General features: G+C 54.1%; 25 protein-coding genes and 2 pseudogenes. 7 read left to right on the forward strand and 20 right to left on the reverse strand.

The features are described 5' to 3' along the window. Window positions 1–4: 4 nt before the first annotated feature. Window positions 5–1054, reverse strand: a complete 1050-nt coding sequence (locus ACTG3Z_RS15600; RefSeq protein WP_439143951.1) for an ABC transporter substrate-binding protein — start codon at window positions 1052–1054, stop codon at window positions 5–7. Window positions 1055–1208: 154 nt separating this feature from the next. Between ACTG3Z_RS15600 and ACTG3Z_RS15605 the strand changes: the two genes are divergently transcribed. After that, a complete protein-coding gene (locus tag ACTG3Z_RS15605; RefSeq protein WP_439143952.1) occupies window positions 1209–2126 on the forward strand; it encodes a LysR family transcriptional regulator in 918 nt (305 codons plus the stop codon). 314 nt (window positions 2127–2440) lie between these two features. On the opposite strand, the pseudogene ACTG3Z_RS15610 reads toward ACTG3Z_RS15605, so the two are convergent. The 17 genes and pseudogenes from ACTG3Z_RS15610 to irrA all read right to left on the reverse strand — a co-directional run. Next, window positions 2441–2608, reverse strand: a pseudogene (locus ACTG3Z_RS15610) (IS5/IS1182 family transposase); the annotation flags it as partial. Between the two features lie 166 nt (window positions 2609–2774). Then, a pseudogene (rpsA, locus tag ACTG3Z_RS15615) lies at window positions 2775–4469 on the reverse strand (30S ribosomal protein S1); the annotation flags it as partial. Window positions 4470–4911: 442 nt separating this feature from the next. Continuing rightward, entirely contained in the window at window positions 4912–5253 is a 342-nt protein-coding gene (locus ACTG3Z_RS15620) for a hypothetical protein (RefSeq protein ID WP_439143953.1), read from the reverse strand. 290 nt (window positions 5254–5543) lie between these two features. Beyond that, window positions 5544–6068 carry a CIA30 family protein gene (locus ACTG3Z_RS15625; protein ID WP_439143954.1) on the reverse strand — a complete coding sequence of 175 codons (525 nt, stop codon included), beginning with the start codon at window positions 6066–6068 and terminating at the stop codon, window positions 5544–5546. A 55-nt stretch (window positions 6069–6123) separates the two neighbouring features. Further along, window positions 6124–6654, reverse strand: coding sequence for a hypothetical protein (locus ACTG3Z_RS15630; protein ID WP_439143955.1), 531 nt, complete (start codon window positions 6652–6654; stop codon window positions 6124–6126). 54 nt (window positions 6655–6708) lie between these two features. After that, a complete protein-coding gene (locus ACTG3Z_RS15635; protein WP_439143956.1) occupies window positions 6709–7320 on the reverse strand; it encodes a (d)CMP kinase in 612 nt (203 codons plus the stop codon). Then, a complete protein-coding gene (locus ACTG3Z_RS15640) occupies window positions 7320–7829 on the reverse strand; it encodes a hypothetical protein (RefSeq protein ID WP_439143957.1) in 510 nt (169 codons plus the stop codon). The genes ACTG3Z_RS15635 and ACTG3Z_RS15640 overlap by 1 nt, the downstream gene beginning before the upstream one ends. Next, the gene (gene aroA / locus ACTG3Z_RS15645; RefSeq protein WP_439143958.1) at window positions 7826–9178 is read right to left on the reverse strand and encodes a 3-phosphoshikimate 1-carboxyvinyltransferase; all 1353 of its coding nucleotides are present in this window, start codon (window positions 9176–9178) and stop codon (window positions 7826–7828) included. The genes ACTG3Z_RS15640 and aroA overlap by 4 nt, the downstream gene beginning before the upstream one ends. Before the next feature lie 81 nt (window positions 9179–9259). Next, complete coding sequence (gene trmB, locus ACTG3Z_RS15650) at window positions 9260–9994, reverse strand: tRNA (guanosine(46)-N7)-methyltransferase TrmB (protein WP_375265231.1); 735 nt, start codon at window positions 9992–9994, stop codon at window positions 9260–9262. A 10-nt stretch (window positions 9995–10004) separates the two neighbouring features. Beyond that, window positions 10005–10718, reverse strand: a complete 714-nt coding sequence (locus tag ACTG3Z_RS15655) for an alpha/beta fold hydrolase (RefSeq protein WP_439143959.1) — start codon at window positions 10716–10718, stop codon at window positions 10005–10007. Next, the gene (pcaD, locus tag ACTG3Z_RS15660; protein ID WP_439143960.1) at window positions 10711–11511 is read right to left on the reverse strand and encodes a 3-oxoadipate enol-lactonase; all 801 of its coding nucleotides are present in this window, start codon (window positions 11509–11511) and stop codon (window positions 10711–10713) included. Before pcaD ends, ACTG3Z_RS15655 begins: the two co-directional genes overlap by 8 nt. Continuing rightward, window positions 11508–12716, reverse strand: a complete 1209-nt coding sequence (locus tag ACTG3Z_RS15665; RefSeq protein WP_439143961.1) for an endonuclease/exonuclease/phosphatase family protein — start codon at window positions 12714–12716, stop codon at window positions 11508–11510. The genes pcaD and ACTG3Z_RS15665 overlap by 4 nt, the downstream gene beginning before the upstream one ends. Window positions 12717–12722: 6 nt before the next feature. Next, complete coding sequence (locus ACTG3Z_RS15670; protein ID WP_439143962.1) at window positions 12723–13694, reverse strand: threonine ammonia-lyase; 972 nt, start codon at window positions 13692–13694, stop codon at window positions 12723–12725. After that, window positions 13691–14518: an alpha/beta fold hydrolase gene (locus ACTG3Z_RS15675; RefSeq protein WP_439143963.1), complete on the reverse strand. Its 828-nt coding sequence runs from the start codon at window positions 14516–14518 to the stop codon at window positions 13691–13693. Before ACTG3Z_RS15675 ends, ACTG3Z_RS15670 begins: the two co-directional genes overlap by 4 nt. After that, the gene (locus ACTG3Z_RS15680) at window positions 14518–15204 is read right to left on the reverse strand and encodes a haloacid dehalogenase type II (RefSeq protein WP_439143964.1); all 687 of its coding nucleotides are present in this window, start codon (window positions 15202–15204) and stop codon (window positions 14518–14520) included. The genes ACTG3Z_RS15675 and ACTG3Z_RS15680 overlap by 1 nt, the downstream gene beginning before the upstream one ends. A gap of 61 nt (window positions 15205–15265) precedes the next feature. Continuing rightward, on the reverse strand, window positions 15266–16252 hold the full coding sequence (locus ACTG3Z_RS15685; RefSeq protein ID WP_439143965.1) for an NADPH:quinone reductase: 987 nt from the start codon (window positions 16250–16252) through the stop codon (window positions 15266–15268). A gap of 6 nt (window positions 16253–16258) precedes the next feature. Further along, complete coding sequence (gene irrA, locus ACTG3Z_RS15690; protein WP_439143966.1) at window positions 16259–16690, reverse strand: iron response transcriptional regulator IrrA; 432 nt, start codon at window positions 16688–16690, stop codon at window positions 16259–16261. A gap of 149 nt (window positions 16691–16839) precedes the next feature. On the opposite strand from irrA, the gene fabA reads away from it, so the two are divergent. From fabA to ACTG3Z_RS15705, 3 genes are all read left to right on the forward strand, one after another. Then, on the forward strand, window positions 16840–17349 hold the full coding sequence (gene fabA / locus ACTG3Z_RS15695; protein ID WP_009828940.1) for a bifunctional 3-hydroxydecanoyl-ACP dehydratase/trans-2-decenoyl-ACP isomerase: 510 nt from the start codon (window positions 16840–16842) through the stop codon (window positions 17347–17349). Window positions 17350–17398: 49 nt separating this feature from the next. Then, on the forward strand, window positions 17399–18106 hold the full coding sequence (locus ACTG3Z_RS15700; RefSeq protein WP_439143967.1) for an alpha/beta fold hydrolase: 708 nt from the start codon (window positions 17399–17401) through the stop codon (window positions 18104–18106). Between the two features lie 241 nt (window positions 18107–18347). Beyond that, window positions 18348–18848, forward strand: a complete 501-nt coding sequence (locus ACTG3Z_RS15705; protein WP_439143968.1) for a DUF2199 domain-containing protein — start codon at window positions 18348–18350, stop codon at window positions 18846–18848. 70 nt (window positions 18849–18918) lie between these two features. On the opposite strand, the gene ACTG3Z_RS15710 is transcribed toward ACTG3Z_RS15705, so the two are convergent. Further along, window positions 18919–19725 carry a crotonase/enoyl-CoA hydratase family protein gene (locus ACTG3Z_RS15710; protein WP_439143969.1) on the reverse strand — a complete coding sequence of 269 codons (807 nt, stop codon included), beginning with the start codon at window positions 19723–19725 and terminating at the stop codon, window positions 18919–18921. A 173-nt stretch (window positions 19726–19898) separates the two neighbouring features. On the opposite strand from ACTG3Z_RS15710, the gene ACTG3Z_RS15715 reads away from it, so the two are divergent. Beyond that, window positions 19899–21128, forward strand: a complete 1230-nt coding sequence (locus ACTG3Z_RS15715; RefSeq protein ID WP_439143970.1) for a beta-ketoacyl synthase N-terminal-like domain-containing protein — start codon at window positions 19899–19901, stop codon at window positions 21126–21128. A 6-nt stretch (window positions 21129–21134) separates the two neighbouring features. Further along, window positions 21135–21926, forward strand: a complete 792-nt coding sequence (locus ACTG3Z_RS15720; protein WP_439143971.1) for an enoyl-ACP reductase FabI — start codon at window positions 21135–21137, stop codon at window positions 21924–21926. A gap of 95 nt (window positions 21927–22021) precedes the next feature. Here ACTG3Z_RS15720 and ACTG3Z_RS15725 read toward each other — a convergent pair whose 3' ends face one another. Beyond that, window positions 22022–22891, reverse strand: a complete 870-nt coding sequence (locus tag ACTG3Z_RS15725; protein ID WP_439143972.1) for a glycosyltransferase family 2 protein — start codon at window positions 22889–22891, stop codon at window positions 22022–22024. Between the two features lie 144 nt (window positions 22892–23035). Here ACTG3Z_RS15725 and miaB point away from each other — a divergent pair, with 144 nt between their 5' ends. Beyond that, window positions 23036–24358, forward strand: coding sequence for a tRNA (N6-isopentenyl adenosine(37)-C2)-methylthiotransferase MiaB (gene miaB, locus ACTG3Z_RS15730; RefSeq protein WP_439143973.1), 1323 nt, complete (start codon window positions 23036–23038; stop codon window positions 24356–24358). Window positions 24359–24569 lie beyond the last annotated feature (211 nt).

The following is a 24569-nucleotide window of genomic DNA, read 5'->3' on the forward strand; positions in this document are numbered from 1 at the left end:
GACATTATTGTGCGATCATTTCCTGATACTTGGTCTCAAGCCAGTCGCCCTCACGCAGATGGATATGCGTCTGAACGCGAATGGGGGCAATATCACTGCCGACAGCGGAAAACTCCTCATCCGTCAGGTCCATGCTGTCGCGCGGGACAATCGGCGTAACGCCCATCGTGCGCGCCATCAACGCCTGTGTGTTAGGGCGGCTCATGAAATCAAGGAATTGCTCGGCGGCGTCGATGTTTTGTGAATCGCGTGGCACAACCCAATAGGCATCCGACACGATCCCCCCTTCGGCGGGGAAGGTCGAGGCCACCGGCAACCCGTCCCAGACCGAAAGCATTGTCACATCGTGGTAATAGAGACCTGCATTCAATTCACCGCTTTCCAGCGACTGTTGGAATTGGCCTTCATCGCGATACCACAGGCTGACTTGCGGTTTCAGTTCGGCAATCTTTGCAATGACCTGCTCGATCCCGTCGCGTGTCTCAAGAATGTCGACACCGCCAAAGAACGTCGTTGCAGTGACCTCCAACAGGCCAGAGTTTGGTGTGGTCACGATGCCCAGTTTGCCGTCCCACTTCGGCTCCCAAAGCTCGGCCCAACTGGCTGGCGCATCTGGGGCGAAGTCGGTATTGGTGACAAAAGTTGTATAAAATGCCAACGCGCCGACGCCATATGCGTTGCCGGCATCATTCAGCTTTACATAACCGTCGTTCAGGCTTTGTGTGCCAGGCATGTCTGTGGGGTTCAACTCGGCCCAAAGACCAACTTCGTTTCCGCGCAGCAACACTTCGTCCACAACCAACGACAAATCAGCAGGCGCCTGCTTTGCGCGCGCCGCGGCCATCAATTGGGTCATCCACGCAGAATCTTCGGGCTGCGCAATGGATTTGACCTCAATCCCTGTTTCGGCCGTAAAGAGGGGATAAATCTCTGCCGCTAGTGTTTCTTCGAAAAAGCCGCCCCAGGCGCTGACGGTCAGGTCTTGCGCCCAAGCTGAACTTGTCAGGCCCAGAATGACCGCAGTCGAGCTAAGCAGGTTTCGTGTGATCGTCATGACGTTTCTCCCGGCGGTGTTGTTCAACATTCCCAGAAAACGTAGATCCAGTTGGATCTACAAACCATATCAAACGTCTTATGTTTGCATAACCTTGTCGACATGGGGCCCGGACGCTGCTTTGCTAAGGGTAAACTCGAAAGGTGGACGGCCCGTGAAACTTTCTGACATTGACCTGCGCCTGCTGCGCGTGTTTCAGGCCGTTGCAACCGCTGGCGGTTTTGCCAAGGCGCAAGGCGCGCTTGGCATTTCGCAACCCGCAATCAGCGCGCAAATCGCAAAGCTGGAAGATCGGTTGGGGTTGCGGCTGTGCGATCGTGGGCCACAGGGTTTTGCACTGACGCCTGAAGGCAAAGACGTGCTGAAAGAAGTGACAACGTTGCTTGAACAGATTGATGCCGCGGCGGTCCGTCTGAACGCGATCGGCGCGCCCGGCACGAGGCGGGTGCGCATTGGTGTCGTGGATTCAATGGTCACGGATCCGAATAATCCGCTTGTCCCTGTTCTCGCAAAGACCCGCAGGACAATGCCCGACGTACAGGTCAGCATTGGTATTCTGGATTTTCTAGCCTGCTTGGAAGAATTGCGGGCCAACCGATTGGACATTGCGATCGTTGGCATTGCAGGGAACGAACGCATTCCAAGCGAAGCAGAGGCGTTCCCGCTTTATCGGGAAACTAGCACCCTTTATTGCAGCCCAGACCACGCTTGCGCGGCAGTATCAGATCCCAAGGCCCTTTTGGAAAAACTGGCTGACGCCAAAATTTCCGCCCATAGTTTTGTCTTCAATCCTATGGACAAAGAATTGAATCCGATGTTGCTTGGAGACGCCGAAGGGGTGGCACAGGATACCATAGAACTGACAGCCTACTATACACTGTCTGGTGGCTACGTAGGCTTGCTCCCGGATCATTACGCCGCTGGTTGGGTAAAGGCTGGCAAGCTGGTATCATTGGCACCGCTGCATACTCCAATCGTGTCTGAATTCCATGCAGTCCGCTTGCAGCCAGCATCAAAAGATCCCGCTCTGGATTTCGTCTGGCAGGCATTGAAATTGGCGGGGACGGCTTAACAATACAGGTTACGGCCCGGTCCAAGTAAAAACACGCCGTCGATCAAACTGATAATAGCGGTTTTTTCGTGCAGCGATTGAACCGGTTCGCTTCATCGCGAACTGAAAATTCAATGCATGGCCAATGCTTCGTTTGAGCAAATGGCCGCTTATCGTTTTGTGTCGCGGGTAAAGGATCGAAAGTCCGCGTTGAGACTGCATTTTGCTTTTGATGGACAGGCCTGAAAGATCAGTTTTAATCCGCGATACTTGGCGGTGCCTTTACCGTCAGTTCCGTGATTTGGGTTTGAATAGTTGCGCCGCGCCTGCCGTGCAATGGATGGGCGACCAGCGTGGCTGTAAAACTCAGATAAATACTGGCGGATGTCACTCAGATCGACAAACCGATCAATCGAACGCAACAAGTAATCTTATGGGACGTGTTTTTCCAGCAAGAACTCATAAAATAGCGCAGCCTGTGCTTCTTGCTTCGGTCCCGTCATCGTCAAATACCCCCATCAATAAAGAAATTGAATCAGGGATAGCACCACCGATCAAGCAAGAGTTTTTCAACAGAATTCGCTCAAACCAGCCATTCACCTCCCCAAACCAAAAAGGCCCCGCAGGATCACTCCCACGGGGCCTTCTCAATTTCTAAAGCACGAAAGCTTAGTCGTCAGACTTCAAAGCCGCGCCCAGGATATCGCCAAGGGACGCGCCGGAGTCAGAAGAGCCGTACTGCTCGACTGCTTCCTTCTCTTCTGCGATCTCGCGCGCTTTCACGGAGACGCCCAAGCGGCGTGTCTTCGCGTCTACGTTTGTGATGCGCACGTCGACTTTATCGCCAACGGAGAAACGCTCTGGGCGCTGCTCTGCACGGTCACGGGACAGGTCAGAACGACGGATGAAGGATTTCATGCCTTCATACTCGACCTCAACGCCGCCCTCTTCGATGGCTGTCACAGTTACAGTCACGATAGAGCCACGCTTCACGCCGCCAACCGCTTCAGCGAACTTGTCGCCACCAAGCGCTTTAACGGAGAGTGAGATACGCTCTTTCTCGACGTCGACCTCAGACACAACCGCCTGAACGATGTCGTTCTTGTGGTAGCTCTGAATGGCTTCTTCGCCGCGCTCGTCCCAAGATAGGTCGGAGAGGTGAACCATGCCGTCGATGTCGCCCTCGAGGCCAATGAACAAACCGAACTCGGTGATGTTCTTCACTTCGCCTTCAACCTCAGTGCCCTCAGGGAACTGCTCTGCAAAGACTTCCCATGGGTTGCGCTGTGTCTGCTTGAGACCAAGGGAAACGCGACGCTTCGTACCGTCGATTTCCAGAACCATGACTTCGACTTCTTGTGACGTAGACACGATCTTGCCCGGGTGTACGTTCTTCTTTGTCCAGGACATTTCGGAAACGTGCACAAGACCTTCAACACCTGGCTCCAGCTCAACGAATGCGCCGTAGTCAGTTATGTTGGTGACGCGACCTGTGTGCGTGGACTCAAGTGGGTAACGACCTGCAACCAGATCCCATGGATCTTCCTGCAACTGCTTCATGCCCAAGGAGATGCGGTGCGTCTCTTTGTTGATCTTGATGACCTGAACCTTGACCGTCTCGCCGATTGTCAAAATCTCGGACGGGTGGTTCACACGGCGCCATGCCATGTCTGTCACGTGCAACAAGCCGTCTACGCCGCCAAGATCGACGAATGCGCCGTACTCGGTGATGTTCTTAACAACGCCGTCAACTGCCTGACCTTCTGTGAGGTTACCGATGACTTCTGCACGCTGCTCTGCGCGGGACTCTTCAAGGATTGCACGACGGGATACAACGATGTTGCCACGACGACGGTCCATCTTCAAAATCTGGAACGGCTGCTTGAGACCCATCAATGGGCCCGCATCACGCACAGGGCGCACGTCAACCTGAGAACCTGGCAAGAACGCAACCGCGCCGCCAAGATCAACCGTAAAGCCGCCCTTAACGCGACCGAAGATTGCGCCTTCAACGCGCTCTTCGTCTGCGTATGCTTTCTCAAGGCGATCCCAAGCTTCCTCACGGCGCGCCATCTCACGTGAGATAACCGCTTCGCCACGGGAGTTCTCTGCGGAGCGCAGGAACACTTCAACTTCGTCGCCAACAGCGATTTCAGGAGCTTCACCAGGGTTTGCGAATTCTTTAAGCTCAACGCGGCCTTCCATCTTGTAGCCTACGTCGATAATGGCTTGGCCCGCTTCGATTGCGATGACCTTACCTTTGACAACTGTCCCCTCGTCGGGTGTGTCCATTTCGAAGCTTTCGTTCAAGAGTGCTTCAAACTCGTCCATTAGATTAGCCATGTGGCGTTTCATATCCTTTAACTTGGTTTTACTGGCCGTGCGGTTGTCTCCGCCGGTCTTTGGGTTGCTTTGGTCGAGGCAGTTTGGTGCAAACGAAAAAGAGGGCTGGAAGCTCCAACCCTACTCGCTTGTTGTGCACGCGATGTTTCCCACCGTCTCAACGCTCGCGCGTATAGAGGGGAATCGGGTGTCTGGCAAGGCGCTTCTTCCTTGAAACACAGGGCGATGAGCGAGACCGCAGCGGAGTCTCAAGGATATCCCAACACAGGGCAATCGCCAGACCGCTGGGCAGGCGATCCACCCTTTGTTCTAAACACTTTATACCAGCAAAGTCCGAACTTGATCCAAACTGAGCGCCTGCACTCACCAAATCGCCAGCCCTGTCGGGCGGTCTGGCGATTGCCCGGCACATGAATGTGCTTTTCGGGCAAGTTGCATTTTTTGATCGTAACAAAGTGGGCGGCTACAAATCGTAATCTCTCGCCATTAACAAGCTCAGTTTAGTCACAACCTGATCAAGCTCTTTTAAGGCTCCATTGTGAAACTCATAAATTTCGTAATCGAAGTTAGAGCCAAACGGTGGGTAGACTCCGATTTCATATCCAAAATCAAATCCTTGAACCTGAACAGGACTATCAAACCAGATCAATGCTACCGTCGGCCAATACCCGATATCTGCTTCCAAAGGAAGTAACGCTAACGGTTTCAACCGGCCTAAAAGAAGTTCCGTGTTTTCCAATGCTTCTTTGGTTGGCCTCCTCTCAGCAGACCACGCTTTGGGAATTTCATTCAGTAATTTATGCATGTTGTGACAATAGAATAAGTGACAGATTGCTTCAATGGTTCGCTGTTTAAACCTAAACGCGACCTAGTTTTGCGTGCAGGTAAAATTTACGAACCCCATAATAGGCCCGCAGGGCCACGCCCGATCTTGCGCAAGACGACGCGGTCAACAGCCGCCAGAGCGAGCAAGGGGATTAAAACACCCCGAGACCTTCAAACGATCCGCTTCATGGCGGCCGCCATTTTTATAGATACATCAATTACCAACGCGGCAGGGCAAACGCCCCAGCCGCCGCTTGGCGTGTGTGGGCCCTACTCAGCCCGCACTTCGCCAACCCACAAATCCGCCTCATAATCAGCGCCGTAGGCCGCCAAACCGATGCTCTTCACATCTTCGGGCGACACCATCTTCGCCAGCAAACCCGTGGAGCGTTCAAAATCGCTCAACGCCAAACGCACCTCGGACCACCCAGCCCCAGCCACAAACGACGCTTTGTAATTGTGCCACGGCAAGCGCGCTTGACGGGTGCGCAGGAACACTGTGTAGCTCGCGCCATTCCCGCGAACGCGCAGGACCAAAGCCTCGCTCCCTTCAGGCAACCCAGAAAACTCCCGCCGCACTTGGATGAAACCGCCGTTGTTGTCCGTGCTCACTTGCCCCGTCAGGTTCAGCCCTCCAGCGCCAATCTGTGCCTGCCCAGACGACACGCCACCCATGACGTTGTCACCAATATAGCGCCAGCGCTCGCCCGCGCCTGCATCGAAACGCTCTAAAACTTTCGGCTCAGCGCTGGCCATGCTGGCCGCCAGTATCAAAATACATGCCCATACTCTCATCAAAGGGTCCTCCTGTTTGAGAGAGGTGGCGCAGATCGACGCTAAGGCAAGGCGCTCAGAGCTCTTCACCCTTTTTCAGCAGTTCTTCCAGCAATTCACGGTAAATCCCGTTGCTATCGCCACCACCAAAGTGTTGCGCACCGCCCGTGTAGGCCTGCCCATACGAACGCGCGAGGTTCACCGTCTGGATCAGACCAGACACCAGTTGCTCGCGCTGCAAGGCCGCCAAAGGATGGATATACACCCCCCAAACGCGCCCCTGCGCCACCGCGTAGCGCGCATCAAGCGCCGTGTCGAAATTAGCCTGCATCATGCGTTGCAACTCTTCGGGCGCGATGCCTTCAGCGCTGCGAATAGGCACCATCGCGCGCATCCGATCCGATGGTTCATCGACGATCACCATGATCGGCACATCATCAATCGTCAGCTCCGTCGCAATCCCGCGCGTCACTGCTTCACCATCAATCGCTTTCAGGATCGCCTCGATGCGCTCTCCCGTCATTGCCGCTTCACGCTCTTGCGCAAATGCAGGGGCCGCAAGAAGGGTCAAACAGATCATCAAACGTCGCATAGCCAAGCCTTTCATTCAGGTTGACCCAGCATACTCATGTCGCGACGATACTGTCGATAAACGCCTGCGTTACTCGCCCGTGCGCGCCTCGATCACTTGGATCGCTTGTGCGATAGCATCCGCAATGCTCAGATCAGAGGTATCAATCAAAACCGCATCATCCGCAGGTTTCAAAGGGGCTTCAACCCGCTCCATATCCCGTGCGTCGCGTGCTTTGACATCCGCCAGAACTTGGCCGCGCGTGGATGGATCACCCTTAGCAGAGAGCTCAAGATACCGCCGCTCCGCACGCACCTCGGCAGAGGCAGTAACGTAGAGCTTCACTTTCGCATCAGGGCAAATCACCGTGCCAATGTCACGCCCATCCAGCACAGCACCACCCGCGCGCGCGCCGAATGCACGTTGGAAATCTACCAGTGCTGCGCGTACCTCTGGGATGATGGCGACTTTACTTGCCGCTTGCGCCACTTCAGGCGTGCGTAGGTCGGTGTCATCCATATCTGCCGCCACAAGCTTTAGCGCTGCATCAAGTGGCTCCACACCCAGCAAAGTTTTGGCTCCAACGGCGCGATACAAAAGCCCCGTATCAAGATGCGCGAAGTCAAAATGCGAAGCTATCGCCTTGGAAAGTGTGCCCTTGCCCGCTGCCGCAGGTCCATCAATCGCAATCGTAAAACCCATTATCCTCGTTTCCTTGAAGCTAAAAAGGCAGAGAGCAGACAGATCCCTGCAACCGCAAATTTTGTCAAAGTGACCCAATGCACCGCGCTAATCTGCGCCGTCAAATCTGTCAAAGCAAGATTGCCCTTTGTCGCCAAGCCCAGTCGCGTCGCAAGCATCATGTTTTCGCTGAAATCCAACGCCATGAAAAGCGCGGCAATCGCAACGCCCCAAAACCGCCAAGCAACAGCGCTGCGCATCATATGCACCAACATCACCCAAAGGCCAAAAACCGTGATGAAAAGGAAATCAATTGAAAGCAGAACCGCTTTATAGATCCTATCCAACCCTTGTTCGCGCAGGGCCTCCGACAAGTTGACCAATGCGCTATCTGGATAAGCACTGAATTCCGCTTGCGGCAAGAACGCAACGTTTGGCGCGATCTTGATCTGCAATATCGCAACCATAAGCAAGAAAAGCCCAAGCGCGCCGAAACCCAGACCGCGCACAAGTGCCAAAGGCTTCTTCACGCGTTGCGCCGTGTGATCTTTGCGCCAAGCTCCGCCATGAGTGGCTCGAAAATTGGGAAAGACGTCGCAATCGGGCCCGCATCATCGACGCGTACAGGATCAATCGTGCTCATCCCAAGAACAAGGAAAGACATGGCAATGCGGTGATCCAAATGGCTCGCACATTCTGCACCACCCTGCACATTGCCCATACCGCGCCCTTGCACGATCCACCAATCTGGACCGTCCTCAACCTCAACACCATTGGCACGCAAACCTGTCGCCATCGCGTCAATGCGATCGCTTTCTTTCACGCGCAACTCTTTTACGCCGCGCATCACCGTTGGGCCTGTCGCATTCGCAGCAACCACAGATAGCACAGGATATTCATCAATCATTGACGCCGCGCGCGCTGGTGGAACCTCAATCCCTTTCATATCGGGCGAGTACCGCGCCCGCAGGTCCGCCATAGGCTCGCCGCCCTCAGTGCGCTCGTTTTCGTACGTCAGATCAGCACCCATTTCGCGCAGCGTATCAAAGAGACCAGCGCGCGTCGGGTTAAGGCCGATATTGGGGACCAGCACATCCGAGCCCTCAGTAATCAAAGCGGCACAGACTGGAAACGCGGCAGAACTTGGGTCACGCGGCACGGTGATCACCTGAGGTTTCAGCTCTGGTTGACCCGTTAAAGTAATCACATGACCCTCGTCCGTGTCCTCAACCGTCAGCTCTGCACCAAAGCCTTGCAACATCCGCTCCGTATGGTCGCGCGTCGCTTCTTTCTCGATGACAACTGTTTTTCCCGGTGCATTCAACCCCGCAAGCAAGACCGCTGACTTCACCTGCGCAGACGGAACAGGCGTAGCGTAGCGTACTGGAACCGGCTCTTTCGCGCCGACGATGGTCATTGGCAAGCGCCCACCGGTCCGCCCAACAGCCTCCATACCAAACAGCGCCAACGGATCCGTGACACGCGCCATAGGGCGACCATTCAAGCTCGCGTCCCCCGTGAATGTCGCAACAATCGGGGTGGTTGCCATTGCGCCCATGATCAGGCGCACACCGGTGCCTGAGTTGCCACAATCGATCACGTTTTCAGGCTCTGCAAAGCCGCCGACACCGACGCCATGCACCGACCATTCGCCGCCGCCATGATCTGTGACCTCAGCGCCAAACGCCCGCATCGCTTTGCCTGTATCGAGCACATCTTCGCCCTCAAGCAAGCCTGTGATCCGCGTTTCGCCCACCGCCATTGCGCCCAGAATAAGCGAACGGTGCGAGATGGATTTGTCCCCTGGAACATCTGCACGCCCCTGCAACGGTCCACATTTAGACGATGACATTGGGACAGGTGTGCCATGAGACGACATGCGCAAGACTTTCTTTAACAATCCGAAATTAGAGGCCTGATACCCCAAGCCCTTTGCGGCGTCACTAGTAAGGTGCGTGATTCACGCACCCCCCTTTCGAATAAACGTCAGATAATGCGGCACACGCCCTTCGCGCAGCGCCTTTTGCTCATAACGCGTGGACACCCAATCGCTCCAAGGTTGCTTCCAATCAGCACTTGTCTCAGCTTGCCACTCAAACCCAGCCTTTGGCACTTGTTCGAGTGTCTGACGCACGTAGTCTTCGATATCCGTCGCAACACGCAGCTCTGCGCCCTCGTGCATGACCTCTGCCAATGCTTCCAAATGCTCTGGCGTTACAAAGCGACGACGATGATGGCGCTTCTTGGGCCAAGGATCAGGGTAGTTCAAAAAGACTTTAGACACGGACCCCGATGGCAAAACATCAAACACGTCGCGCGCATCCCCGGGGTGCACGCGCAGGTTAGACACCTCCGCCTCGCGGATTTTGCCAAGTAGCATCGCAACGCCATTGATATAGGGTTCAGCACCGATCAAGCCGACATCGGGGTTGTGTACTGCTTGATGGATCAAATGCTCCCCACCACCAAAACCAATTTCGAGCCATAAAGGGCGATCGCCAAACAAACCCTTAAGGTCGAGATTTTCACGCTCTGGGTTTTCTTCCCAACCCACCGCACCCGGAGACAAGCTCTCCAGATCTTCTTTCAGATAGACTTGTTGTGCGCCGCGCAGCGTATGGCCTTTAAAACGGCCATAAAAGTTACGCCAAGGCGCGCCAGAGGGGTGCTTTAGATCAGGTTTTTCATCGCTCATGGCGCGCCTGTTAGCTGCTTCGCGCAATCTTGTCGAGCAATGCAGCCAATCCTTTTGGATCCGCAAAAAAAGGCGAATGAGATGTTTGCATCTCGTAGCGCTCTTCTGGCGCAAAGGCTGCTGCCATTTCAGCCTGAAACTCTGGCGGAATTGTGCGGTCTTCTGTGCAGCGAATATAGGACTTGGCGACGCTGTCGTAATGCGCACCTAACTCAAGCTTTGTAGCTTGCGGCAAGATCGCTTGAGGCGTCACATGATCTTGCGCAAATGCGACGCTTTCATCAGGGCAATCATGATAAAACGTCTCGCGCGCCTTACTCTGGATAGGGGTCCAACTCATGCCATCTGCGCTTTTCTCGATCGCATCGAGCAAAGGCTGACGTTTTGCCAATTTGCGCATCTCAACCAATGAATATCCTGAAAAGGGGGCATATGCGCAAAGATTGATTAGACGGGCGATCTTTTGCGGCGCATGTTCAGCGGCCGCTGCAATTGGAAATCCCGCCATAGAATGACCGACCAACATGACTGGTGCGTCAATCGCAGCCAAAATTGCATCGCGATAAAGATCCAGCGTGACGTCTTTTATGGGCATTGTATCTTCCCCATGTGACGGCAAATCAATCGCGCGTGCCGAATGGCCCAAAGCGGCAAGCTCTGGCAAAACATCGCGCCAACACCACGCCCCATGACACGAGCCATGGATCAATAAAAACTCAGCCATGGGTGCCGTGACCAATACTATCAAGGAAGCGCATCAGGTGTTGCGCATAGAGATCGGGCTGCTCCACGCAGGGCAAGTGACCCGCCTTACGGATCAACTCATAACCAGCGCCCGGGATCAAACCCATCAATTCACGCACCATATCAGGCGGCGTAGAGCCATCTTCAGAGCCTGCAATCCCCATTGCAGGCAGTCGCAAGCCCGAGGTGACAGTGATCATATCCGTCCCAGCAATCGCGGCCATGCACGCATTATACCCTGCCGCAGGTTGGCGCGTAAGCATGTTGCGCCACATCAAAAGCTCTGGCGTTTCATTGAACCCTTTGGAGAACCAACGCCCCATCGTCGCATCCGCAACCGCTTCGATCCCGCCTGCGTTCACCGCATCAACGCGCTCATTCCACATATCGGCGTTGCCAATTTTCGAACCGGTGTTGGACAAAACCACCCCACGGATCAGATCAAGACGCTTTACCGCCAACCCTTGCGCAATCATGCCCCCCATCGACAGGCCCACAAATACAGCGTCTTTCGCGCCGACGTGCTCCATCAAGCGTTCGGTATCTGTGATCAACGCACCCATTCCGTAAGGGCCATCAGGACAAGAGGACAAACCATGACCGCGGGTATCATAGCGGATGTATCGCAAGCCTTCTTTGGGCATGCGCTCAATCACAAAATCCCAAAGCCGCAAATCCGTTCCAAGCGAATTAGAGAACACCACAGGCGCACCACCCGGGTCGCCATCTTCGCGCCAATGAAGATGCGCATCACCTGCATCAAACCAATTCATCGCTTGTCTCCCCGCTTATCATTCAACGCCAAATGGACCATAATTTGCCCGTGATCCGAAGCGAGTTTGTTGTAAGGCGCTTCTGCATGGCTGCCATCCGTCAAATGGTCATTCAGCACACTGAAGTACTCCATCTCGCCCAATTCACCCCCTGCTTCAGGAACGAAATGACGCGACATATAAATCTGATCAATGCTCTCAAACACACCACCAAAAGCGGATGTATAGACCATATCACGCATGGACTTTTTAACAAAAAGCTTTTCCGCAGAGTGCAGTTGAACCGACGCGATGGCCTCTTGAATATGCTCGTTTTCTTCGCGCGAATAACGATCATTGGACGCTTTGGCATTGTGACGCAGCATCCAGGAATAATTCTTAAACGGTTTTTCGCCCGCGATAATTTCGCTGCTCACTGCGTTTTCACTATCGTTGAAATCACCCATAACAATGACCGGACGCCCTGCTTTGAGTTCTGCGACGATCTCGCCGCGAAGGACCCAAGCTTCTGCCATGCGCCGCATCGCTGCGCGCGCCGAACCAAGTGCGCGACCAACTGCATCGTAACTTGCCAAATCAGATTCTGGCGCAAATTCAGCATCTTCAGGGCGCACAAATTCACCAAGCTTGGACTTGAGGTGCGTGTTAAAGACCGTGACCACTTCACGGCCCATCGGAATACGCGCTTTCAAAATTGGACGCGATAGACGTGACACACGATAGTAGCCGCCTTCCTCCCCATCAAAGTCTTGGAATGGGATATCCATAGGCGTCTTTAACTCTTGGATCACCTCGGGCGTGCCTTCAAATCCAAAGCGCGAAAGAAGTGCAACGCCGGGGCGGCGATGCCCCGCTTCCCCGTCATTTACGTTCGGTGCAAACGCGAGCGCCGCATCATCATAGCCAGTGTAGCTGAGTTTGCGAAAGATCGCGCGTTTGCGATAGCGTTTGGAGCGATCAGGAACAGAAACCTCATTGCTTTCCTGTCCAATCTCATCCGCAGCCTCGATCACGTCGCTTAGTGCGGCTTCCTCAAAAATTTCCTGAAAGCCAACAATATCCGCATCCATCGTGACAAGCTGTTCTGCCAGCCAATCAGATTTCCACGCATATTCTTCTTCGGTATATTGTTGAAACTTGTAATATTCCTGTTCCGGCCCGATCAGGTTTTTGACGTTAAAACTGGCGACGCGCGCTCGTAACATATGTTCTTACTCCAAAGTCGCCAAAGCGCGTTCAAACACGGCTCTATCAACATTTCCACCTGACGCTGTCACGATCACCGTATCAGAATTCAGCTCATTTCCATGAAAGAGCGCCGCTGCCAAAGCGGCCGCGCCACCCGGTTCAATCACAACGCGCAACCGCTCGAATGCGAACGCCATAGCGCGCAGACACTCGTCTTCGGTAACAACAAAGCCTGCGTCGCACAGTCGCTTCATGATGGGAAACGTCAGATCGCCCGGTTGCGGCGTGATGATCGCATCACAAATAGATCCGGTCATCGCAGTGTTGCGCTGTATCGTACCTTCACGAAGCGAACGGGCCACATCGTCAAAGCCTTCCGGCTCCGAGGGACGCACTTTAAAACTCGGCTGCTCCGCCTCCAGCGCCATTGCAATACCAGACGTGAGACCGCCGCCGCCACAACAGGTGATCACTTCGGCGTCTTTGACCCCGTGTTCTTGCGCTTGCTCTGCTATCTCTAAACCGCACGTGCCTTGACCTGCGATGACCAAAGGCTCATCAAAGGGTTTAACCAACGTTAATCCGCGTTCTTTGGATAAGCGGTCCCCTATCACATCGCGGTCTTCGGTTTCTCGATCATAGAGCACCACCTCTGCGCCCAGCGCTTTGGTGTTTTCGATTTTCACCCGTGGTGCATCGACTGGCATAATAATAACGGAATGACTGCCATGCATTTTAGCCGCCAAAGCAACACCTTGCGCATGATTACCGCTAGAAAACGCAATGACACCTTTGGCGCGCAGCTTTGCATCCATGCCAGACAAAGCCGACCAACCGCCGCGAAATTTGAAGCTGCCTGTATGCTGTAAACACTCTGCCTTCAAAAACAGGCGACGCCCGGCGATTTCATCCAAGAAGGGCGAAGAAAGCATAGGCGTATAGCGCACATGACCTTGGCCGCGCTTCTGGGCTGCGCGGATCATCTCAATGTTCATGTCATATCCCCAATCCAACCTTGCAGGGCTTCAACCGCTGCGGGTTCATCCAAAAACGGCACATGCGCGCGGTCTTTCACCACAGCGCCATGTGCTTGTGGCATGCGGGTCATCATTTCATCGTAGGTGCTTTGGGCCAATAGATCAGAATTTGCCCCTCGAATAATTGCGCAAGGCAAACCCGCCAAAGCATCGAAAAATGGCCAAAGATCTGGCATGTCTGCTTGGCTCGCAGCCTCAACCGCATCGCGCAGTTTCGGATCATAGCTAAGCGCAAGGCCATCGTCTGTCTGTACAAAGAACTTCGCGACCTCTTCATCCCAACGGCTTTGCGGGACGTTCAGGAATTTCTCGCGCATCACATAAGCGAGCCCCGCTGAGGCCTCTGCCAGCGTGTTTGCGCCGGGCTTTACACCTAGATAGACCATGATCGCGTCTAAGCCTTTGGGATCGAGCTCAGGCCCAATGTCATTTAGCGCAACGCCGAGCAAACGTTCTTTGAGCGTCGCCGCAAGACCCATTGCGATTAGGCCACCGCGCGACGTTCCGAGCACAGCGACCTTTTCAAGCCCCAGATGGTCGAGCAACTCGATCGCATCCAGCGCTTCGCGTTGTAGGTTGTAGCTCATCGGATCGGGTGCCCAATCTGATTTACCGCGCCCACGATAATCAAGCCGGATGACACGACAGCCTGTAAGATGGGGCATAACATACTCAAAATCACGACCGTCGCGCGTGAGACCCGACAAACACAAGATCGGTAGCCCAGCGCCCGCGTCCTCGAAATGCAATGACAGCCCGTCGGAGGTTTTGAACTGTGGCATTACACACCAGCAATCGCAGGAATGGTCGTAAGATCGCTGACCACTTCACGCGGTTCTGCAAACAATCGATCCATCGGCTCGTTCGCGCGGTTGGCCCAGACCGTCTGAAACCCGAAACCAGACGCACTTGCGGCGTCCCAACCGTTAGAGGACACAAACAGAACCTCCTCCGTGGTGCACTCAAACCGATCAAGCACCATCTGATAGACTTTCGCATCGGGTTTAAACACGCCGACTTCCTCGACAGACAAGACAGCATCAAGAAAGGTTTCAATTCCCGCAGAGCTCACGGCACCATCAAGCATGTCGGGCGCGCCATTGGACAATATAGCAGTTTGCAAACCAGCAGCTTTGAGTTGTGCCAGCATCATTGGAACTTCTTTATAAACTTGTAACTCCCAATAGAGCGCCAAGAGCCGCTCGCGCAGCTCCAGATCATCTCCCAATCCCGTGCGCTCCAACGCCCAATCAAGCCCGTCTTTGGTCACGCTCCAAAAATCTGTGTGATTGTCCGTTACGGCCCGCAGCCAAGTGTATTGCAACTGTTTTTGACGCCAATACTCTGCAACTTCGGGCCATTTCGCGGCCAAGGCATCGCGACCATCTTCACCTGCTGCAATACGCGCAGCCGCGCCCACGTCGAACAAAGTTCCATACGCGTCAAAAACACATATTTTGATAGTCATCGCTCTCTCCCAATTCGCGACACCATGGCGCGCGCATGTGGAGGGAGCAAGAGGCGATAGTTTAGATTTTCAACAAGACCGCGCCATTTCGACCAGCCGTCATCACGCGCTCATGCGCATCAGCGGCGTCTTCCAATGGCAGGACTTCGTGAATCGCAGGGGTCAATGCTGAAGCTTGCAAAGCGCTGTGCAATTTAGTGATCGCCTTAGCACGCGGCGCGGCTTCGAGGATGTAAATCAGCACGATATCAATCGTGATCGCTTTGAACAGAAATGGACCGAACGGCAAAGTCGGTGCCATATCAAGTTGAGATCCGTAAGCTGCGATCACGCCATTCGCGCGCACGACCTCTGCGAGCAATGGGGCGTTGACGCCAAACTCGACTTCAACCGCACGGTCGACGCCTATACCTTTGGTCAGCGATAGAATTTGTGTGGCCAGATCATCAGCGCGGTAATCCAGAACATGATCAGCACCCGCTGCTTTGACCCGTTCGAACGCGCTTGGCGATGCGGTCGCAATCACTGTCGCGCCGCCCCACTTGGCGAGCTGCACCGCATTGTGACCAACCGCGCCAGCGCCGCCAGAAATAAGCAAGGTCTGTCCAGTAATGTCGCCACCGCCAAACACCGCATGTGCAGCGGTCAGGCCAGGAATTCCAAGTGTTGCGCCGGCTTCGTCAGATACACCATCAGGCAACAACACGGCCTGCTCCGAGGGTAGACAGATCGCTTCGGCAGCGGTGCCAAACGCGCGCTGCCATTGACCGTTCCAGATCCAAACCCGCTGACCGACACGCGCAGGATTCACGCCAGCGCCCACTGCGTCAATGACACCCGCGCCATCAGAGTGCGGAATCACCAAATCAAACGCAGGCTTCAACACTCCGGGCCGTGTCCCAGATCGCGCTTTTGCATCCGACGGGTTCACACCGGAATAAGTAAGCTTCACGCGCACCTCTCCAGCAGCCGGTTCTGGCATTTCTAGATCATGTAGAGAGAGGACATCTGACGCACTGCCAAATGCACTGTACCCGATAGCGCGCATTCTGCTTTATGCGCCTTTTTTGCGCAAACGGATCACCACATCAACCTTGGCAATTTCCATGCCCTCTGGCGCATCCGGCAAGGCCGCAATGACCAAATCACTTGCGTGAGCATCACTCAAGCGACCCTCATCTTCCCAATAAAAATGGGGGTGATCGTGGGTGTTTGTGTCAAAATAGCTTTTGGAGCCATCCACCGTGACCTCTTGCACGAGACCCACGTCGCAAAAAGCACGTAGTGTGTTGTAGACAGTCGCGAGCGACACGCTCTCGCCCTGCCCTTTGGCAGACGCAAAGAGACTTTCCGCAGTGACGTGGCGGTTCTTTCCGTCGCCAACCAGCAGATCCGCCAAGGCCAAACGCTGTCGCGTCGGGCGCAATCCGCCACGCGACAGCCAATCGGATGCGCGGTTCTCGGGCTGGCTCAAAACATCTGTCATGGATCGTCCTACTGTTGGCTCACACTCATATATGCCATTTTGCGCACCGTTTTCAATCATCTCCTGCGCAGTTGTGCACTTTGGTTCACTTGCACGCGCTTGGGCACGGGTGATAGAGATGGGAAAACATGCTTAATACTGGAGCCAACATGTCCGATTTCCCCAGCAGCTTTGACAAAGACGACCTTCTCAAATGCGCCCGCGGCGAGCTGTTTGGTGAGGGCAATGCCCAGCTTCCGGCTCCGCCTATGTTGATGATGGACCGCATCACGGATTGTTCGGGCGACGGCGGTGCGCATGGCAAGGGGCACATCGTAGCTGAGTTTGATATCACGCCTGATTTGTGGTTCTTTGATTGCCACTTCCCGGGCAATCCGATCATGCCCGGCTGTCTGGGTCTTGATGGATTGTGGCAGTTGACGGGTTTCAACCTTGGCTGGCGCGGCTGGCAGGGTCGTGGCTATGCTTTGGGTGTGGGTGAAGTGAAGCTCAAAGGCATGGTGCGCCCTGATCGCAAGATGCTGACCTATAAGATTGATTTCACCAAGGCGATCCAGACACGTCGTTTGACGATGGGCGTCGCTGACGGGATCGTCGAGGCAGATGGTGAGGTGATTTACGAGGTGACTGGGATGAAGGTGGCGCTGAGCGAGAGTTGAGACGCGACTTCAATCAACAGGATATCTTACAAATCCAAAAGAGGACCCCATGAGCAAAACTTTTCTCTTCGTTCATGGTGCGTGGCACGGCGGCTGGTGTTGGGCAAAGACTGCACAAGAACTTCGCGACAAGGGTCATGATACACATGCACCGACCCTGACGGGCTTGGGAGAACGCGCGCATCTCGCCCATGCCGGAATCACGCCTGACAGTCATGTTGAAGACATTCTCGCAGTCATCAAATGGCGAGAATTGGATGACATTATTCTGGTGGGACATTCTTATGGTGGGCTTATCATCACAGGCGTCGCGTCGGCCGTGCCGAAGAAAATATCGAGCCTAATCTACCTTGATGCTTTTGTTCCCGAACAAAGCGGTGCATCCATTTTTGCAAATGCGAATCCAGCCCGTTTGGCGCAATTCGAAGCTCAGCTCGCGAACGGTGGTTTTCTGGTTGAGCCTGATCTTTTCGACGCGTGGAGCGATGATCCAGAACAAGTGTCTTGGCTGAAAACCATGTGCACGCCGCACCCAATCGGCAGCTTTCGTCACGGCGTTACGCTTTCTGGCCGTCAGAACGAAGTGAAAGATCGCCAGTTCATAGTGTGCTCGCGCAATAGCCCGTCACCGTTTCAGGGCGAATACCAACGCGTAAAGACCGACCAGACGTGGAGAACACATGAAATCGACACAAAGCACGATGCGATGGTCGCCAAGCCAAGTGCGCTTGCTGAGCTCTTGGACACCATTACTTAGTGGCAGCGCTGACAAGAGCGCGGTGATGCGCTTGGCGTTGGTGAAGCGAGGTGAGGTGATTTACGAGGTGGCAGCGAAGAAGGTGGCGTTGTCGGTAAGTTGATGCATGGGATGCTTCATAGTTGAAAAGTCGATGTCTGCATCGCGGACTTAACCAACATTCAAGATATCTCGACATTGCTGCAATTTCTCGCGACTATGCGGGCCTTGCAGGAAGTTCATTTTATTTCAGGGGCATCGTATGTCATTCAGTTTTCAATGCCAGACATGTAGCGAGACCCATGAGGGGCTTCCAAGTTTTGGGCCGGACGCTCCTGACAGTTACGCGACCATGAGCGAACTCGACAGGTCTAACAAAGCAATATTGGGAAGTGACAATTGCATTATTGAGAACGAACTATTCTTCGTCAGAGGCCGCGTTGAACTGCCGATCATTGGAAGTGAAGATTCCTTTATCTGGTTGGTTTGGTGCTCACTTAGCAAAGAAAGCTATAAACAGTGGGAAGATGCATATGAGCTTGAGAGCCGTTCGCATATTGGCCCATTTTTTGGATGGCTCAATACGCGGTTACCCTTCTACGAAAGTTCCGTAAATCTGGCGACTTCCGTTCATCTGCTCGATCACGGCATAAGACCGTACATTGAAATACATGAAACGGATCATCCACTCTTCACGGACCAAAACACAGGGATTTCGACTTCAAAAGCGGAGCAGTTAGTCCACGATTTACTGCATACCTAATGATGAATCGCAACCTTTGGGGATGTACAGTTTGGGCTCCTTGCCGCCATTCGCTAAGTTTTGTTGGCCCTTACCCGTCTTTTCTAATCCTCGCCCCACTCTTATCCGCAAACGCTGCCAAACGCGCACGTGCATCGGGCTGGGTGTTCACCACGCCTGCAACAACCGCTTCCGCATAGGCCGCATCCATAGCGGACATATTTTGCATGTGACTCACCGCAGAGCAGATCGCGAAGTTGGACAAAGGCAAGTTTTCCGCCGCACGGCGCGCCAGTTCCAACGCTTTGTCAAAACTCGATCCGTCAACACGGTATTGCGCCAAACCGACCTCTTCCGCCTGAGCGCCAGAATACACACGCCCCATCAACATCATGTCGATCATGCGCGCCTTGCCGACCAAATCCGTGACACGGATCGTAGCGCCGCCACCTGTGAACAAGCCACGCTGGCCTTCGGGCAATGCGAAATACGTTGTTTCATTCATCACACGCACATGGGCGGAGCTGGCAAGCTCCAAACCACCCCCAACAACAGCGCCTTGCAAGGCGGCAATGATCGGCACGCCGCCATATTCCATCTTGTTGAAGGCCTCATGCCAACGCAGGCAAACGTGCATGAAATCCGCGGGCGAGCGATCTTCATCGTGATGCTCAATCAAATCCAGCCCGGCGCAGAAATGATCGCCCGCACCTGCCAGCACAACAGCGCGAACGCCTGCACGCGGCGCAGCACTAAAGAATGTGACCAGTTCTTCAATCGTGTCGATATCCAAAGCATTGCGCTTGGTGGCGCGGTTCAAGGTCACCACCCAGACGCCATCGTCATGGGCTTCTAACGCGAGATTGCTAAATTCAGCGGGATTGATCTGGATCGACATGGGCGTGTCCTTTGAACGCGAAACTCTGTTTGATTTTCGTAAACGCGCGATATCGATCCGACAAGAAGCGCGCGTTCAGTTGGACGCACCGTCACTTTGCGCGCATCTCTCCCCCTTGCACCTGCGCACCGCTCTGCCCTACATAGGAGTCAAGCTAACAAAGGGAGTGCGCCATGCGCCGTGTCGTCGTCACAGGTCTGGGAATTGTCTCTAGTATCGGCAACAATGCTGAGCAGGTTCTGGCCTCTCTGCAAGCGGGTCGCTCAGGGATCACCGCCAACGAGGACATGAAAGAGCATGGGTTCCGCAGCCAAATCGCGGGATCCGTCGATCTGGATGTTGCCGATCACGTAGACAAGCGTACTCTGCGTTTTATGGGTCCGGGGTCTGCTTATGCGCATATCGCGATGGGCCAGGCGATTGCAGATGCGGGTTTGACTGAGAAAGAGATCATTAATCCGATGACCGGTTTGATTGCTGGTTCGGGTGGTCCGTCCACCTCTGCCATGCTTGCGGCACATCAGATTGTTCTTAAGACGGGTGCTACAAAACGCATCGGTCCTTTCGCGGTGCCAAAGACGATGTCCTCGACTGTCTCCGCGAACCTTGCGACGGCTTATCAGATCAAGGGCATGAATTTCTCGATCACGTCTGCCTGCTCCACATCCTTGCATTGCATCGGCATGGCCGCGCAACAAATCGCTTTGGGCTTGCAAGACACGATGTTCGCAGGCGGCGGCGAAGAGCTTGATTGGACGCTGTCCTGCTTGTTCGATGCGATGGGCGCGATGTCCTCAAAATATAACGACACGCCAGAAAAAGCGTCACGCGCGTTCGATGCGAACCGCGATGGCTTTGTGATCGGCGGCGGTGGCGGCATGGTGGTGCTGGAAAGCTTGGAAAGCGCACAAGCGCGCGGCGCGACGATTTACGCAGAAGTAACAGGATTTTCTGCGACGTCCGATGGCGCAGATATGGTCGCCCCATCCGGTGAGGGCGGTGAACGCGCGATGCGCGGTGCCCTGAAAACCCTCAGCAGCGATCGCAAGGTCAGCTATATAAACGCGCACGGCACCTCTACTCCTGTGGGTGATGTTGGTGAAATCGAAGCGGTCCGCCGTGTGTTTGGCGAAGGCACGACGCCAGCGGTCAGCTCGACCAAGTCGATGACTGGCCACTCGCAGGGCGCAACTGGCGCGCAAGAAGCGATCTACTGCCTGCTCGCGCTTGAGAATGACTTCATCATCCCATCCATCAACGTCGAAACGCTCGACCCAGCCTTAAACGCTGCGGAAATCGCGACAGCGCGCGTTGATAACGCAGGGCTTGATACGGTGATGACCAACTCCTTTGGCTTTGGCGGTACCAACGGCTCTATGCTGCTTAGCAAATTTCACGGGTGATATGATATGACAGGTTCCATGCAAGGAAAACGCGGCCTCATTATGGGCGTCGCGAATGAACGCTCTATCGCGTGGGGCATTGCCAAAGCGATGGCGGAGGCTGGCGCGGAGCTGGCTTTCACGTACCAAGGGGAAGCCTTTGGCAAGCGCTTGGAGCCACTCGCGGCGTCGGTTGGCTCGGACTTTATGGTTGATGTGGACGTCACCGATGATGCCTCGCTCGACACCGCATTCGACGAACTCGGCAAACGTTGGGACACGATTGATTTCGTCGTGCACGCGATTGCCTATTCGGACAAAAATGAACTCACTGGACGCATTCTCAATACCTCGCGCGAGAACTTCAAAAACTCGATGGATATCAGCGCCTATAGCTTGATCGAAGTTACACGCCGCGCGCATCCAATGATGGTTGAAAACGGCGGCACAATCTTGACGTTGACCTACATGGGCTCCACGCGTGTCACGCCGAACTATAACGTGATGGGCGTGGCGAAAGCGGCGCTAGAATCTACAGTGCGTTACCTTGCAAACGATCTTGGTCCCGAAGGCATCCGCGTGAATGCGATAAGCCCTGGCCCTATGAAAACACTCGCAGGTGCTGCGATTGGTGGCGCGCGCAAAACCTACAAACATACAGATCAAAACGCGCCTATGCGCTCGAATGCGACACTTGAAGCTGTGGGCGGCGCTGCTGTCTTCCTCGCCTCAGATGTTGGGGCGTGTACGACTGGTGAAATATTGCGCGTAGATGGCGGGTTCCACGTGCTCGGCATGCCGCAGCAAGACAACCTATAGCGCTTCATTTTTCCTCTAAACTCCGGGGGAAACTCAGCCTGCTGAGTTGGGGGCGGAGCCCCCCCTTGTCGAGTTTTCTCAATAAATTTGCGTATTTAAAACCACTGCCCCGGCTCCATTAATCCAAGATCGAGGAGCTGACGTGAGTGCCACTCAAAGGGTGCAGAATTATGCCATTGAAATGATTGAATATCAAAAGTTGACCCAGGATTACGCTTTAGCGCCTTAGCCGTTCGAAACGACATTATTGCAGCAGACAGGTTGTGATGCCACTCGCAGGAGTAGGTATTGTATTCCGGTTCATTAAATGTGTGGTTGCTGCGTAGCTCCAAGCCTTTGTATGATTTGAAAAGTGCAACGCGGTCAATCTTGCGGCTGGATTCTGCAATATGCTCTTCAAAACGCCAACGCAGACCGCCGAAGAAATCTAGCTGCCGCTCTTCGGGCCATTCTGTTCCGGGTTTCATCCGTGCCAGTGCATAATAGCCGGAGCGATCCATATGCGCATAATCAAGAGACACCGCATTTGGAAACTTTTCCAAATCGTCCGCATATAGATCTACAACATAGGTCATGATCGTGAAGCGCCGTTCTTCGGCATTAAACGCAATCATTTCTCCGACCGAACGTGTTTCACAGAACGGATAAAACAGATATTCAGCATTGTAGCAGTAATAGAGCCAGATATCTGGCACTGAGTTAATGACAGCGTTTACGGCTTTTTCCAAAGCGCCATCTGCACTCAAATCATAGCGCACGCGCTGCACACGGTCAGCCAGATCAATCGGTAAATCAAATGCATCCGGCATGAACGCAACAACATGCTTAAAACCACAGTCGATATGATGGCGCAGCGTTGTATCAACCTCGACATCATCTTCCACGAAGATCAGCGCAACTGGTCCTTTGAGCAAAACTTCATTCGCGGCAGAGATGAATTTCTTCAAAGATGAATAGTGCGCCACCGCGTGTTTCCTTTGCCCATGTCGTTTTCCCTAGAATCGGTCATTTGCACGCGCATTGCAAGCGCCCTCGCTTTTGATGTAACACGCGCCAAGAACGCAAGGCACGCGCACCAAATCACGTAAAACCGCCAAAGGCTGCTTATCATGTCAGAGACTAAAAAACTCTTTATCAAAACATACGGCTGCCAGATGAACGTTTATGACAGCGAACGTATGAGCGAAGCTCTGGGTGCGTCGGGATATGTTGAGACGAAAACGCCTGATGATGCAGATATGATCTTGCTCAACACTTGCCATATTCGCGAAAAAGCCGCCGAAAAAATTTACTCTGAGCTTGGCCGAATGAAGGCGTTCAAAGCAGATAAGCCAGACTTGAAGATCGGTGTTGCTGGGTGCGTTGCACAAGCGGAGGGGCAGGAAATCATGCGCCGCCAACCTGCTGTTGATCTCGTGGTCGGCCCCCAAAGCTATCATCGCCTTGCAGAGATGGAAGCCAAGACCCGTCGTGGGGAAAAAGCACTGGATACAGATTTTCCCGTAGAGGACAAATTTGAAGCGCTCAAAAACCGCCCAAAAGCGCGGCGCGCACCTGCGGCATTTCTGACGGTTCAAGAAGGATGTGATAAATTCTGCGCATTCTGCGTTGTCCCTTATACACGCGGAGCTGAGGTCTCGCGCCCCGTGCAGCGCATTGTTGATGAGGCCAAAGAGCTTGTTGAACGTGGCGTGCGCGAAATCACGTTGCTGGGACAGAACGTAAACGCCTATCACGGTGCGGGGCCTGATGGAAATGAATGGGGTTTGGCACAGCTCATTTGGGAGCTGGATAAAGTCGATGGTTTGGCGCGTATCCGCTTCACCACATCTCATCCAAACGATATGCAAGACGACCTGATCGACGCCCATGCGCATTGCGCCAAGCTGATGCCCTATCTGCACTTACCTGTGCAATCTGGCTCTGATCGCATTCTGAAACGCATGAACCGCAGCCACACTTCTGACAGCTACCTACGCTTAATCGAACGCATTCGTGGTGCACGCCCTGATATCTTGATGTCTGGTGATTTCATTGTGGGCTTTCCGGAAGAAACCGAAGAAGACTTTCAAGCCACGCTCGATTTGATCGAAGAGGTGCGCTACGGCTATGCCTATTCCTTCAAATACTCCACGCGCCCCGGCACTCCGGCTGCTGAGCGCGCGCAGGTTGAGGACGCTGTTGCATCCGAACGCCTGCAACGCTTGCAAGCTTTGATCACCCGTCAACAAACCGAAATCCAACAAAGCATGGTTGGACGCGATTTGACCGTATTGGTTGAAAAGCAAGGGCGCGATCCCGGACAGATGGTTGGCAAGTCAGAGTATCTACATGCGGTTCACATAAATGATTGCTCCGCTCAGCCAGGCGATCTGGTGAAAACACGCATCACAGAAGCGGTCCGCAACTCGCTTGCAGGCGCACAAATCTAAGCGCGCATCACGAGGAGTACGAATCGTATGGGCCAAGCACGTCTTAAATGCAATTTTAAGGCGGCGCTCTTTCGCTCAATTCACCTCACTTATGGAACAATAAGGAAAATCGCCGGTCCATCACGCCTTTTCAGGCGGCTTTGTTGCACAAATCGGGCACTGTAGGATTCACTGTGTGAATCCAGCGTGATAGCTCGCGGACATGAGCAGT

This window comes from Planktotalea sp. (assembly GCF_965659345.1).
Lineage (GTDB): Bacteria > Pseudomonadota > Alphaproteobacteria > Rhodobacterales > Rhodobacteraceae > Planktotalea.

What these genes read in the sequence shown, in the direction of transcription:
- ACTG3Z_RS15600 (WP_439143951.1), bottom strand. Translation starts at nt 1,054, where the DNA reads ATGACGATCACACGAAACCTGCTTAGCTCGACTGCGGTCATTCTGGGC.
- ACTG3Z_RS15620 (WP_439143953.1), bottom strand. Translation starts at nt 5,253, where the DNA reads ATGCATAAATTACTGAATGAAATTCCCAAAGCGTGGTCTGCTGAGAGG.
- aroA (WP_439143958.1), bottom strand. Translation starts at nt 9,178, where the DNA reads ATGTCGTCTCATGGCACACCTGTCCCAATGTCATCGTCTAAATGTGGA.
- irrA (WP_439143966.1), bottom strand. Translation starts at nt 16,690, where the DNA reads ATGACAGATGTTTTGAGCCAGCCCGAGAACCGCGCATCCGATTGGCTG.
- ACTG3Z_RS15685 (WP_439143965.1), bottom strand. Translation starts at nt 16,252, where the DNA reads ATGCGCGCTATCGGGTACAGTGCATTTGGCAGTGCGTCAGATGTCCTC.
- ACTG3Z_RS15655 (WP_439143959.1), bottom strand. Translation starts at nt 10,718, where the DNA reads ATGGCTGAGTTTTTATTGATCCATGGCTCGTGTCATGGGGCGTGGTGT.
- ACTG3Z_RS15680 (WP_439143964.1), bottom strand. Translation starts at nt 15,204, where the DNA reads ATGACTATCAAAATATGTGTTTTTGACGCGTATGGAACTTTGTTCGAC.
- trmB (WP_375265231.1), bottom strand. Translation starts at nt 9,994, where the DNA reads ATGAGCGATGAAAAACCTGATCTAAAGCACCCCTCTGGCGCGCCTTGG.
- ACTG3Z_RS15630 (WP_439143955.1), bottom strand. Translation starts at nt 6,654, where the DNA reads ATGAAAGGCTTGGCTATGCGACGTTTGATGATCTGTTTGACCCTTCTT.
- ACTG3Z_RS15700 (WP_439143967.1), top strand. Translation starts at nt 17,399, where the DNA reads ATGAGCAAAACTTTTCTCTTCGTTCATGGTGCGTGGCACGGCGGCTGG.
- ACTG3Z_RS15635 (WP_439143956.1), bottom strand. Translation starts at nt 7,320, where the DNA reads ATGGGTTTTACGATTGCGATTGATGGACCTGCGGCAGCGGGCAAGGGC.
- ACTG3Z_RS15710 (WP_439143969.1), bottom strand. Translation starts at nt 19,725, where the DNA reads ATGTCGATCCAGATCAATCCCGCTGAATTTAGCAATCTCGCGTTAGAA.
- fabA (WP_009828940.1), top strand. Translation starts at nt 16,840, where the DNA reads ATGTCCGATTTCCCCAGCAGCTTTGACAAAGACGACCTTCTCAAATGC.
- ACTG3Z_RS15625 (WP_439143954.1), bottom strand. Translation starts at nt 6,068, where the DNA reads ATGAGAGTATGGGCATGTATTTTGATACTGGCGGCCAGCATGGCCAGC.
- pcaD (WP_439143960.1), bottom strand. Translation starts at nt 11,511, where the DNA reads ATGAATTGGTTTGATGCAGGTGATGCGCATCTTCATTGGCGCGAAGAT.
- ACTG3Z_RS15720 (WP_439143971.1), top strand. Translation starts at nt 21,135, where the DNA reads ATGACAGGTTCCATGCAAGGAAAACGCGGCCTCATTATGGGCGTCGCG.
- ACTG3Z_RS15675 (WP_439143963.1), bottom strand. Translation starts at nt 14,518, where the DNA reads ATGCCACAGTTCAAAACCTCCGACGGGCTGTCATTGCATTTCGAGGAC.
- miaB (WP_439143973.1), top strand. Translation starts at nt 23,036, where the DNA reads ATGTCAGAGACTAAAAAACTCTTTATCAAAACATACGGCTGCCAGATG.
- ACTG3Z_RS15705 (WP_439143968.1), top strand. Translation starts at nt 18,348, where the DNA reads ATGTCATTCAGTTTTCAATGCCAGACATGTAGCGAGACCCATGAGGGG.
- ACTG3Z_RS15715 (WP_439143970.1), top strand. Translation starts at nt 19,899, where the DNA reads ATGCGCCGTGTCGTCGTCACAGGTCTGGGAATTGTCTCTAGTATCGGC.
- ACTG3Z_RS15665 (WP_439143961.1), bottom strand. Translation starts at nt 12,716, where the DNA reads ATGTTACGAGCGCGCGTCGCCAGTTTTAACGTCAAAAACCTGATCGGG.
- ACTG3Z_RS15670 (WP_439143962.1), bottom strand. Translation starts at nt 13,694, where the DNA reads ATGAACATTGAGATGATCCGCGCAGCCCAGAAGCGCGGCCAAGGTCAT.